Origin of the sequence: Williamwhitmania sp. (assembly GCA_035529935.1) — a bacterium.
Taxonomy (GTDB): Bacteria; Bacteroidota; Bacteroidia; order Bacteroidales; family Williamwhitmaniaceae; genus Williamwhitmania.
The window spans coordinates 1-13,112 of the sequence record DATKVT010000013.1 but is presented as its reverse complement, the minus strand read 5'-3'; the positions used below and the strand labels follow the sequence as shown (position 1 = coordinate 13,112).

At 43.7% G+C, this 13,112-nt stretch carries 8 protein-coding genes; 3 read left to right on the top strand and 5 right to left on the bottom strand.

Annotated elements, in window-relative coordinates:
* Positions 1-172: 172 nt before the first annotated feature.
* On the top strand, positions 173-2,164 hold the full coding sequence (locus tag VMW01_00825; protein ID HUW04780.1) for a cation:proton antiporter: 1,992 nt from the start codon (positions 173-175) through the stop codon (positions 2,162-2,164).
* Between the two features lie 90 nt (positions 2,165-2,254).
* Entirely contained in the window at positions 2,255-3,499 is a 1,245-nt protein-coding gene (locus VMW01_00820; protein HUW04779.1) for an ABC transporter permease, read from the top strand.
* A 252-nt stretch (positions 3,500-3,751) separates the two neighbouring features.
* On the opposite strand, the gene VMW01_00815 is transcribed toward VMW01_00820, so the two are convergent.
* On the bottom strand, positions 3,752-8,617 hold the full coding sequence (locus VMW01_00815; GenBank protein ID HUW04778.1) for a C25 family cysteine peptidase: 4,866 nt from the start codon (positions 8,615-8,617) through the stop codon (positions 3,752-3,754).
* A 584-nt stretch (positions 8,618-9,201) separates the two neighbouring features.
* Between VMW01_00815 and VMW01_00810 the strand changes: the two genes are divergently transcribed.
* Positions 9,202-9,858 carry a hypothetical protein gene (locus tag VMW01_00810; protein ID HUW04777.1) on the top strand — a complete coding sequence of 219 codons (657 nt, stop codon included), beginning with the start codon at positions 9,202-9,204 and terminating at the stop codon, positions 9,856-9,858.
* A gap of 107 nt (positions 9,859-9,965) precedes the next feature.
* On the opposite strand, the gene gap is transcribed toward VMW01_00810, so the two are convergent.
* The 4 genes from gap to VMW01_00790 all read right to left on the bottom strand — a co-directional run.
* Positions 9,966-10,973 carry a type I glyceraldehyde-3-phosphate dehydrogenase gene (gap, locus tag VMW01_00805; GenBank protein HUW04776.1) on the bottom strand — a complete coding sequence of 336 codons (1,008 nt, stop codon included), beginning with the start codon at positions 10,971-10,973 and terminating at the stop codon, positions 9,966-9,968.
* Between the two features lie 136 nt (positions 10,974-11,109).
* The gene (locus VMW01_00800) at positions 11,110-11,928 is read right to left on the bottom strand and encodes a hypothetical protein (GenBank protein ID HUW04775.1); all 819 of its coding nucleotides are present in this window, start codon (positions 11,926-11,928) and stop codon (positions 11,110-11,112) included.
* Between the two features lie 316 nt (positions 11,929-12,244).
* Positions 12,245-12,382 carry a hypothetical protein gene (locus VMW01_00795; protein HUW04774.1) on the bottom strand — a complete coding sequence of 46 codons (138 nt, stop codon included), beginning with the start codon at positions 12,380-12,382 and terminating at the stop codon, positions 12,245-12,247.
* Positions 12,383-12,589: 207 nt separating this feature from the next.
* On the bottom strand, positions 12,590-13,112 hold a 523-nt coding region (locus VMW01_00790), incomplete at its 5' end, for a T9SS type A sorting domain-containing protein (protein ID HUW04773.1).

Here is a 13,112-nt window from a genome sequence, read left to right as displayed (position 1 = left end):
GCGTTGCCTCTGCCGAAAGATTTTCGGAGGTGGAGCAGGCTTCCTCAAAAATATTGCCTAACTTAACAATTGCTGAAATAGAGCTGTTGACCATACTTTGGCTTAAGCCGCAAATTTAGTATTTTTTGAATCTTAAGTGGCAAATTGAATTGGTCTTCTCAAAATTATCGATATGGAAATATTGCAGGAAGTTGCTCTAGTGTTTGGGATTGCATCCCTTTCGGTCTTTATTTTCCACAAGTTAAAGCTTCCAGCAATAATTGGATTCTTGGTCGCCGGAATATTAGCCGGACCCTATGGCTTTGGGTTGGCCGGGCATGGAACCCGAATGGAGTTTCTGGCTGAGTTGGGGGTAATCTTTTTGCTGTTTACCATTGGTATTGAGTTTTCGCTAAAGAAGCTCATTGAAATACGTAAAGTGGCATTGCTTGGCGGTTCTGTACAGGTGTTGCTAACCATTTTATTTACCGGTATCATCGTTTATTTTATTGGATTTTCTTTTCAGAATGCATTATTTATAGGCTTTTTGGTTGCGTTGAGCAGCACTGCCATTGTGTTAAAGGTGATGCAGGAGAAGGGGGTTATCAGTACCGATTATGGAAATGCAGCTTTGGGGATATTGATATTCCAAGATTTAGCGGTTATCCTTATGATGGTGGCTATTCCCTTGCTGGCTGGCAAGGGTAGCGAGGATGACGGTGCTTTTGTAAAGTTGCTAGTCGGAGCCATTGGCATCATTGCACTGACCATTGTTGCCGGAAAATACATCATCCCACGGGTTCTTTACCAAGTGGCAAAGACGGGAAGCAACGAGCTCTTTTTGTTGGTAATTATAGCCATTGCGTTTTCCATTACTTACATAACCTATGCGCTTGGGCTTTCCTTGGCCTTGGGGGCTTTTCTTGCGGGGCTCGCCATTTCGGAGACCGACTATAACCATCATACCTTTGGTCAGATTATTCCGTTCAGGGATGTGTTTGCCAGCTTCTTCTTTATCTCCATTGGCATGCTGTTCGACCTTCATTTCTTTATGAATAATCTGCTGCTCATACTCGCGGTAACATTGGCAGTCATACTGCTGAAGGCTGTAATTGCTGGCTTTGCTGCTTTTGTTCTTGGTTTTCCATTTAAATCGACACTCATCGTTGCCTTGGGATTGGCACAAATTGGCGAGTTTTCGTTCATCCTTTCCCAGCGCGGTGTTCAGCTTGGGATTATGGACGATTGGTTGTACCGCATATTTATTGCCAGCAGCGTGCTTACCATGGCTGTGGCACCCTTGCTAATGCTCTCCTCTATTCCATTGGCCAATAAATTGCTGAAACTTCCTATTCCCAAGGCGCTTAAGCGTGGTTTAAACCCAGTATGGCCACCTAAGCACGAGAAGCTTAGCAACCACTTGATTATTGTTGGTTATGGGTTAAATGGTCGCAATATGGTGCGGGCATCGAAAATTGCTCGGATTCCTTACGCCATAGTTGATTTTAACCCGGAGATTGTAAGAAAGGAGCAACGGAGAAATGAACCCATCTTTTATGGCGATGCTGCTTCCGATCCTGTTCTGCTCGCTGCCGGAATTAGGAGGGCTTCGGTAGTTGTGGTAGCCGTGCCTGATGCAGCCTCCACTTTTGGCATTGCTGCGGCTGCCCGATCGCTTAATTCTGCCGCCTACATCATAATCCGTACACGCTCAACTCGCGATATGGAGGCGCTTTACAAGTTAGGAGTTGATGAGGTTATTTCCCAAGATTTTGAGACCTCTGTGGAAATATTTTCACGCGTAATGGCCCGTTACTTGGTGCCGCGTGATGAAATTGAGCAGATGGTGGCCGACATACGCTCCGATGGCTACCGAATGTTTCGCTCGCTCTCGTTCCAGCCAAGCAATGCTGGGTTAAAAGATTTGATGACGCAGGTGGAACTTGCAACGTTTCGGGTTTTGCCTCGTTGTTATGTTGCCGGAAAGAGTTTGGAGGATATTCATCTGCGGCGAAAGTTTGGTCTTTCTGTGTTACTTTTACGGCGCAATGATGAACTTATCTCAAATCCTTCCGGCGAGTTGGTTTTGCTTGAAGGTGATGTGGTGACCTTGATGGGCGATCAAAAGCAGGTGGCTTGTGCGGTTTCTCTTTTTACCGTTAACGAGCCCATTTGCCCAGACTAGTTAAGCTTTTGCACTCATTGTAAGTCATACATCTGTTTTGTTGCTGTGTTTTGATTTGGTTTTGCTAAATTTCGAAAAAAGAATATTTCCATGAAGGTAGGTGCCCTATTAAAAGAGAACTTTCGAATTTCCATTAATTCTGTAAAGTCTAATCTCCTCCGAACTATCCTTACCACGCTTATTATAGCATTTGGTATTATGGCGTTGGTTGGTATTCGCACCGCTATCGAGTCTATAAAATCATCTATTACAAGTGAATTTAGCAGCATGGGCGCAAATACTTTTACTATTCAAAATCGCAGTAGCTTTAATTCGGGTGGTAGAAGACACAGGGCTAAGAACTTCAGCAATATAACCTATAGAGATGCCTTAGCATTTAAGGAACGCTTTAACTTTCCTGCCACCGTTTCCATTTCGGTTTTTGCCTCTGGGGCATCTACTGTAAGATATGACACTAAAAAGACAAATCCCAACATTGATGTCGTTGGAGTAGATGAGAATTATCTTGCATCCTATGGGAAGGAGCTTGCGTTGGGCAGAAACTTTACGGTTCAAGAATCCGATGCTGGTCGCTATCTTGCCATTATTGGCAAGGAGGTCGCCAATAAATTGTTTGAACCTTACGAAGATCCTATCGGTAAAATCATTGCGGTGGGTTCAGCAAGATATAAAGTTGTTGGCGTTTTAGAATCGAAGGGAACAGGATTTGGTGGTGGAGACGATAGAACGGTTTACCTTACAGTGAATAATGTGAGGACTAACTTTAGTGCACCATGGCAAAGTTTTGAGATAAACGTTCGGCCTGCCGATATTAATGCACTGGATGTTGCCGCTTCTGAAGCAGAAGGGCTTTTCCGCATCATCCGTGGCCTTAGCCTTTCCGATGCCACCGATTTCACCATTGAAAAGAGCGATAGCTTGGCCAACATGCTCATTAGTAACTTAGCAGTAATTAATATGGCTGCTACTGTCATTGGAATTATTACCTTGCTTGGAGCGGCAATTGCGCTTATGAATATTATGTTGGTTTCGGTTTCGGAGCGCACACGAGAAATTGGAACGCGAAAGGCCATTGGTGCCAAATCGAGAACAATAAAGCAGCAGTTCCTGTTTGAAACAATTTTTATTGGACAGATGGGTGGAGTGCTTGGAATTATTTTGGGAGTGATTGTTGGCAACATCATGTCGGTAATTATAGGTAGTTCATTTGTTATTCCTTGGTTTTGGATTATTACTGGAATCGCGGTTTGCTTTGTTGTAGGTGTTGTTTCAGGGTACTTCCCTGCCGTTAAGGCTTCTCGGTTGGATCCAATTGAAGCCCTGAGGTATGAGTAGTCTTGAGAGAAATTCCTCAGAAATTAACCCGCAGTTTGCAATTAGGCGTTCATCGAAAAGTGTGAAGGAAGTTCAACGAAAGTGACGTGTGACAGAAGAGTGACGAGTTACAAGTTGTCAACACCTTCCATAAGTATTTCCAAAGTGACAATCATACTTTCCGAAGTTACAATTTTCCTTAAGGGTTATCAAAAAAATAGGGCGACCGCATTATTTCGCAGACGCCCTCAATGCTATTGTATCTGATAAACCTTAGTTAACTATCAGCTTCGATACATGCTGTTCGCCTTCTGAGGTAACTTTCACAATGTAAACGCCTTTATGTAGGCTGGAGATATTGATTGAGGTTCCGTTATCAACCATTTCCTCTATTACAGCTGCTCCCACAAGGTTGAAAACAGTTACCAATATCTTGCCATCTTTTCCTGTGTCAACTGTAAATTCGTCGGTTGCTGGGTTAGGAAAGATTGAGAAGGTGTTATTTCCGTTCACACTAACCCCCTTGAGTAGCACGGTAATGGATTTATCAGCACCTTCTAGGGTTACGCTTCCCGAATAAACATCGTAATTATCGGCCGATACCGTAAATGCATGGTTCCCGGGATATAGGGTAATAACCATTGTACCTGTGGCATCAGAATAGTATGTTTGTCCATTGATGGCTACAGCAGCATTAACCAATGGAGCGGAGGTATTCGTGTCTATGACTATAATGGTTAGGTTGTACTGGTTAGGCATCATTGATATTGAAATTGAACTAGCATTGCTGGAATTGATATCCTTGCTGCTGAGGTTAGTCGTTTGGTAACCCGGTGCAGAGGCCTCCACGTCATAGGATCCTGAAGCTGCAATAAAATGGGCAATCCCATCTAGACCGGATAGGCTCTGCTCTGGGCCAAGGAAAACAGTCCCGGTTGAAATGGGTTCGTCTGTTACGCTATTCTGAAGCTTAATCTGAACGTGGTTGATTGGAGTTAGTGCAACCGATTCAGAGGCTCTTGAGGTGGCAGAGTTGGTTGTTCCCATGGCATTTTGGAAGCCATTGGAGCTAACGGCCCATCCAGCAGGAAATCCTAAAACTGGCGCATCTACCAGCCCTCCAATATTTGTATTATATGAAACTCCATCAACTGTAACCAGTGCTGGATAAACTGGATGTGCATCTTCGCTATTGGTTACCGTAAGGCTAAGAATTGAAAGCTCGTTTAGCACCACTGTGGTATCTGCCATTGAAGTGGAAATATTCCAACCAAAATTATTGGTCCTATATCCATCAGCATTTATACCAATTGTATTTATACCGTATGGTAGGGTAACACTCAGATTACCATTACCGTCAGTACTGTATTTTAATGCTCCAACTGTTACCGATGCATTTGGAATAGGATTAGTACCATCTGTAATATGAAGGGTTGCAATGGCCGTGGTGCTTGGCAAGTTGCATCCAATGGTTGCTTTCCATCCTGCCTCTGTAACATAATAATCGGAGGATAGACGGAAGGTTAAGGCACCACTACTGTTATTTGCTACCATATTCTGAAGGGCAAGAGGCAAGGAGCCTATTGTGCTAAAAGCCCCTATTAGAGGAGAGTCACTGCTAGCCCCGTTCCATACATAAAGGGTGTCGTAACCATCTTCAACGGCAAAATTGGAGAATGTTGCCTTAACCATTGCTCCTGGCTGTGAAGGATAAATGGTATAGGTATCAAGGGTATTGTTATTGTAATCATTATTTGGGCCGCCCTCGTCGTAAAAGACAGCATTGCAGGAATAGGCCATGCCATTTTTCATTATGAGGCTATCGGATTTTGATCCGGTTGTGTAGTTCCATACTGGGCATCCAATGCTCTCGCCTGCCTGATTTACTCCAACAGCTTTCCAGTAGTAGCTGGTATTAGGCATTAGGCGAACCTGCATGCTTGTGCTCGATGTGGTATCATATAGTGCAGGAGTATTGCTCGTGCCCCAATAAATTTTATAGTAATCGGAGTTTTTGCCACTCCACTGCAGCACAGGTTCCCGCTGATTTGTGGCACCAATCAACGGAGAAACAATTGATGGACATGTTGGCAAGGAAGTTGGTGCAAAACATTGAATGTTAGCATCCCATCCAGCCATTCCGGTGTTGCCACTCATAAATGAAATGGTTAAAAATGAACTGCTCGATGTTACCTCAAATGCTCCGACTGTTCCGGAATAGGTTCCTAAAACCGGATAGCTATTGGATGGCCCATCGTATATGGTCATCACATCAGAAGCGGAGGTTACAAAGCTCAAGAAATTTAGCTTCAAACGAGTGGACGGGTCACCGGTTGTCAAGGTCATGGTGTAGTTCTCCAATGCACTGTAATTATTGCTTGGACCACCTGAATCGAAAAGTTTTGTGTTGCAAACCTGGTAAATTCCATTCTTCATGGTGAGGTAGCTCTGGGCCCCCAAAAGCAGGTTTGTCGTATCTCTTGAACTCTGTTGATTGGAGCAGGTTGCGTTGGTATAAAGTTGAAGTTTTGCACCTTCTGTTGCCGATGCGGGTGAACTCAGCTTTACTGGAATTGTCTGCTCATCGCCAACGTTCATGTTACCAATCGGTATTGCAGGTGAAAGGATGATAAGCTGGGTGCTATCGGAGGAGGAGAATAATACTGAGGGTGATTGTGCAACGGAATGGCCCGTATTTTTTATGGTGATGCTACCAATTCCAAATTCACCCGGGTCGAGATTCCCATTCTTATTACCATAGGAATCGTCGACAGTAAGATTTGTGGTCTTAATGAAGGGTGTTGTTACCTGCATGGTAAAGGGTGCAATGGTATAATATACTCCTCCGTCGAAGGTTCCCTCAATTACAACTGAAAATTTTATTTGAGATAGGTCAGGCAGGTTGGCATTTACTAGAACGGAAAATGCCGAGGAGAGATCAACCTGATCGAGACCTATGCTTGCAACAGTTTCGGTAGAATCAACCAGCGTAATTCTGCTGTCGGTGGAGCGTAGTTTTATAGTAGCATTGGTGATGGGCTCAGCGTTTGTGGAAATATTTTTCAGCGACAGATTCAACCTTCTTTCGGCACCCAAAGCCATGTTGGCAACTGGGGTGATGGACTTTATTGTAATATATGGTTCATTGCCTACGGTAACTGGCAAAGTGTCAATGGTAGTCACAAGGTTATATCCAGTAAGGGTTAGTATTACTGGTTCAGTAGTTACTAGCGGGTTAAATGTTAGGGTGGCAGTTTCATTAGCGGTTGTAGTGGTTGCAAGAGAACTCCCTGCTTGCCACAGCGAAACGGTGGCATTGTTGGCATCGGTGGTAATATCCATCGATTGCTGGCCAACAATCATAACCGCTTGATGGGAAACGTATGGTTTTGATGGTGCCTTGGTGCGTACAAGTAGGCTTGGATCTCCAAATATGGCCCAGAAATCAGTGATTTCATCGCCATCCGATCCATACTTATCGTTCATAGCCATGCAACCATTTACCACGATTCCCCCGTAGGTTCGGCGAATGTTGTCGGAGTAGCTTTCGGTAAGAATATTAACCATCTCATCTTGACCGTCCATGGGTGGAGCCCACGATTGGTTGATGGTGGAACCTATAATATCTACAGTTCCGGTTGGGCCGTTGGCCGTGGAGGCTCTGGTAAATGCCTCCGCAAAACAGGTTTGCCCAACAAAATTTCCATTAACACACGCAACGTCGAAAATAAATGGCCAGCGATCGGTGTTGGTTAACGAGCTCATATCGCTCGATCCGAAACCGGTGGTAACCCAGTAAGTATCTGCTCCATGGCCCACGTAGTTAATAATCCCAGTTCCTTCGTTAATTCTGGAAATGAGGGTGCCCTTGCTGGCATTAGGATCGTAAACTTGGGTAACCGGTGAATAGCCAAAGGCCATGAGCTTTGTTCGAATATTTTCCATGTGCTGGGCATCGGACTCACCATTGTCGCCATCGGTGCCTCCCTCCGCAGAGGCAATGCCAACTCCACTGCTCAGCCAGGTTGCGTCTTCCTTTAGGCTCTTTTCATAGCTGATGCTTCTGTTTACCATGGTAGTAACCTGCGTAGCATTTTCGGCTGAAAATCGTCCTACAATAACTTCTGGGTAGGCATCATCGCCATCAATCATTCCGTAGTAGGAGTCTGAATAACCAGTTCCTGTGGTGGTGATCAGAGGGAGCTGCTTTGACGGAATTTGTGGCGAATCTCCAACAAGAAGAAGAAAGGTGAGTCCATTTTGATGGTAGTAGTTTGATACGTATGTTTTTAGCTGATCAGCGGTGGTTCCTATGGTAGAGAAATCAACTAAAACTGTTTTTAGGCCCCGCTGATTTTTCCAATCCACAAAGGGCTGCATGACCGACATAAAATCGTGGTAGCAAACAACGAGCATGGTTCCCACATCCGACAGTGGAGTGTAGCGATCGCTTACTGCCTCTGTATAGTTGAGGAACTGAGTTTTGTAAATATCCCGAAATCCATCGCTTGCAGATTGCTGCGGTTGCGAAGCCATTGCCAGTATGGGGTTGCTGGAGGTAAACCTTGCTTCAACGGTAATTGAGGTATACACCCGAAGCACCTTGGTAACCGGGTTATACTGTATAGGATAAACAACTATTGGCACTCCATTATATTTGCGGAGGGTATAGCTTTGTCCAACCTCGGCCAAATTACCTGGAAAAAACTGATTTTTGCTGTATGCCGCCCCATAAATAAAGGGGACTTTCGCTGGATCCTGATCCCTGCTAATGTTCCCCTTCGAAGGCGCCACCATTACGTTGGGGATATCCTTGTATGTTGAGTCCGTTATTACCAATTCCACATGGGCATTGGTTGGTACAATAATAGATTTGGTCAATTTTGGCAGCGCGGGCATCCCCTTGGTTAGAATGTTAGCCGCACCGTCAATGAAGTAAACATTTGAGGTGCCTCGTGGTGTTTCCACGCTAATGGATCGGGGAAGTGGCGATTTGAATGTTGCAACAACAGATGTGCTGGTGCTTTTTACAAGCATTGCTTTCGCCCTATTGGGTTGGGCATAGGCAGTGGCCGCTGAAATGGTTAAGATGGCGGCAATAATTATGGCAGTAATGGCTGAAGGTAAGAGGTTTTTCATAGTTGGTATATCAAGGCTTAGGGAAAACTTTGAATAGCTACAAGTTTATAAAAAGAAAATCATTTCACCCTCCTCATAGAGAAAATGTTTCCGTTTGTTGAGTTTAATGTAAACGATTGGGGGCAAAGGTTAGTTCTTTAAAGCACCTTCTTTTTGATCGATTAAGGTGTAGATTCAGCATAAAACTAATTTTCAATAGCAATGTTGTAATTGCTTTTAAAATATTCTTCCATTCCTTAAGATTCATATAATCAATTTGTTACTAGATTATTAAATATTCGTTTTACATTTTTTTTGGAAAAATGTAGGGTGTTTTTTTTATGCGATGTATTACAGACGAAAGCAGAAACAAAAAGACTGCTGGTATAAAAATGAATTATTTACCATTTAAATCTAATACTATGAAACGAATTAATTTCCTTCTCGCAGCTGCTTTTGCAGTATTCATGTTCTCCTCCTGCTAAAAGGATACGACTCCAACAAATCCGATTGTTTCCTCCACTACAGATGACGATCAGGTCACCACAGCCTACGACGATGTTGATGCAGAAGTTGATGACATTACCTCCAACAGTGGCGCCCAAATGAGTTCGGCTCCTTCTCCAACCATGGCAGCCTATGCCGATGATGCCTCATCACGTACCATAGTTACTACAGTTAATAATGATGGCAGTGTAACCAAAACCGTAACCTACGTAAATTGGACTAATCCAAATGCCAGCAATGGTCACGTTAAGAATGGTGTTATTGTAATTAACATTGTTGGTGGCCCACTACAGGCTCAGTATACAAGAACGGTGACCTTCCAAAACTTCACTATCGACGACAACTTGATTGAAGGAACGCGGGTTGTGCAGAAGATTGCTGATTATCAGTATTCTGTGACGCTCACAGGCGGAAAAATCACCTTTGCCGATGGAACCACCTATACTCGTGAGGCCAATCGCACCAGAACATGGGTTAGCGGAATGGACACACCATACAACATTTGGGATGATGTATTCAGCGTAGAAGGTTCTGAAACTGGCGTTAACCGTCAGGGAGAAACTTACACCCACACTATTGTCAACGCGCTTCAAATTCAGAGAGCATGTCGCTGGATAGTTGCTGGCACGGTAGATATCGCAGTGGGAGATAAAACAGCTACCCTCGATTATGGAAATGGTGATTGCGACAACCTTGCCACCGTAACTGTTAATGGAGTAATATACGACATCAACCTAAGAGGTGGAAAGAGATAATTACCACTCAAGCGAAAAATGAAAAACCGGGAGTATCTCCCGGTTTTTTTATTATTCGTATGCTCTAAATCTTTTGTGAGATTTTAAGCAATGTTGTGGATAAATGATTACTTAAAAAGTTTAACGGCTAAGTCAACAACTCTGCAGGAGTAACCCCACTCGTTATCGTACCAAGACAGAACCTTAACGGTCTTGCCATTAACCATGGTGCTGAGAGAATCAAAAATTGAGCTATGGGTATTGTGGATAATGTCAACCGAAACAATGGGGTCCTCTGTGTATTCTAAGATCCCCTTCATTGGGCCTTCAGCAGCTTTCTTCATGGCAGCATTTACCTCTTCAATGGTAACTTCCCTTTTGAGGTTGGCTACAAAGTCAACGATTGAACCGGTTGGGGTGGGGACGCGAATTGCCATACCATCGAGCTTGCCGGCTAGTTCAGGAATAACTTTGCCAACAGCCTTAGCCGCACCAGTGGTAGTAGGAATCTGGGAAACAGCTGCACTGCGAGCCCTACGAAGGTCGCTGTGAGGTGCATCAAGAACCATTTGGTCGTTGGTGTAGGAGTGAACGGTGGTCATGAATCCATTTTCAATGCCAAAAGCATCGTTCAGAACCTTTACAATTGGAGCAAGACAGTTGGTGGTGCAAGATGCATTGGAAACGCAAATGTGCTCTGGTTTAAGCTCTGCATCGTTAACGCCAAGAACAATCATCTTGTCGATAGTATCCTTGGAAGGAACGGTTAGAATTACCTTTTTTGCACCATTCTTGAGGTGATCGCCGTAGCCACCCTTTTCGCTTTCGCGCTTGGTGAAGATGCCAGTAGACTCAACAACTACATCGGGGGTAGTGGCCCAGGGAATATTTTTTGGGCTACGCTCGGCATATACAGGAACTTTTTTACCATTCACAATAATACCTTCCTTGTCGTAGCTAACCTCCCCATTAAACTTGCCTTGGGTGGAGTCGTACTTTAGCAGGTGAGCCAACGTTTTGGTATCGGTTAGGTCATTAATACCTACAATCTCAATTTCGGGACGGTCGAGGGCAATCTTGTAAACGTTGCGGCCAATACGACCGAAACCGTTGATTGCAACTTTAATCTTTGCCATGTTATTTATATTTTAATTAGTGAAACTTTCGAAATACAAAGATACAATATTACCTGAATACTTATGCGCAAAGGGGCAGAGGATGTGCCCTGTTTTTACGCAAACGTTACAGAATTAACAGAGTAAAAATCAATAACTATTCTTTTTTTTGGGTTCGCCGTTGCTCTTTCCTTATGGCACGAAGCCTGGGATCAATTATGCGGCCAAATCGATAGCTGACGTATACCGAAAGGAAAAATTGGTTGTTGTTAGTTAAGGCCATAATTGGAATCTTTTTGGGAAAGGCTTCCAGCATGGCACCTCCCTCCACAATATGTAAAATCTGTGAGACGCGGCTGTATTCAAAGCTCACGGCAGCTTTGAGGTAGGCCCCTGGAACAAAGTTGACTTCATTAATGCCGGTAAAGAATGGTGCACGCTGGTAAATGTCGAGCGCACTGTGGATGTCTTGGCCAAATTTCTCGGTGGTAATGATATATTCGTCGGGATTGGGACCGGTGACGCTGATCTTTTCAATATAGTATGGCTTTAGTATGCCAATTGAAGCACCGCCTGAGGCCATTACCCTTATGGCAATACTACCAACATCGGCCTTGGAAAAAATCTCGCGCTGTTGTCCTACGCCAATTCGAAGGGTGAAGAAGTTGTTCTGCTTGCCAAAAACAAAGCTTTTATTGCTGGGGAAAAGTGGGCTGTTGACGCTCTCCTCTTTGGGATGCTTTACTAACGAGAACTCAGCTTCGATCAGATTTTTCTTAAGCAGATTCACTCGTCGTGCAAAGCGGTAACTCACGCCAACTCCGTTGGAGTTGAGCATAAAACCACCGGTTACCTCATTCCGGAAGTAAATTTTTGAACCCGTGGTGTCAATTTGACCCTGCCCCTGTAGGTGGCTTACGAGCAATATCGCCTGCAATACTGTAACAAGCAGTGCTTTGTATAGGCAATTCCTCACTTGACCAAAATAGTTAGTTGCGCTACTTAATTATCCTTGTAAAGATAGGAGTAATTAACGTTTGAGGACGGTGGTATTAAGAAAAATACGAAGTGAAGGGAGAAGTAAAAAAAAGGAAGGTAACCCTTCCTTATGCTCTTATTGATGTCGCAGAACTTCCTTTGGAATATGCTGGACAGGGCTTACTCGATTTACAGCTGCTCAGTGCGCCAATAAATACTAGAGTAAGGAAAATGGTAAGCAATTTTTTCATGGTTGCAGTGTTAGGTTATTGACACTCTAAAAATAGGTTATTTTTTTCTATCAGAAAAGAAATTTACACTGACTTTTGCGCCACCTCTGGCTTAGATTGCTTGACGTAGGCCGGACAAGGGATGTTGTTATAGCACGATGTTAGGGCAATTCCCATAATAAACACTAATGTCCATGCTGAGATTTTAATCTTATTATTCATACTCGATTATTTGACAAAATCTTGTTTTTCGATGGTATGTCTCTTCAATTCGAAAACAAAATTACCATTTTTTTAGAATCGAAAACTGGTGCATTGCTTTTTCTATGGTCAGAAATTGGTTGTTAATCTAATTTTTTTCAAAATGGATTGTAATAAAAAAAATCCCTTGGTAAGCCAAGGGATTTTTTCAAAGATATGGTTTGTAGCCTACTTCTTCACCATGCGAAGGTTGGTTGCAGTTCCATCCTGGAAGCGAACGTTTACAATGTAGATACCGTTCGTAAGGTTAGCAGCAGGAACAGTTACTTCAGCAGCGCTGTAGTTATGCTCCACTAACTTCTGTCCAAGAAGGTTGTAGATAGAGATGGTTGAAACAACCTTGCCCGAGTTCACCGTAAAGCTGCTGGTGAATGGGTTAGGGAATACCTTGGTAGCCACACTGCTATTATCACTAATACCTGTGGTTACGTCAACAACGTCGTCAGCACTACGAGGGTAAAGCTCATACATTTGTGTGGTGGCGTTGGAGTAATCGGTAATAATACCGGTAACATTGTACACATCGTTGGTGGTCATGGCCAATGGCAGGTAGAGTGCCTTGTAGATGTTAAGGACACCAGATCCATCATCAACGGTAAAGGTTCCTGAAGATGGGCTGCCAGTACAGGTTGCATTCTCAACTTTTATGAGCACGCTCTCGTAGGACTCTGAGTTTGCAGCGAGGGTAGTT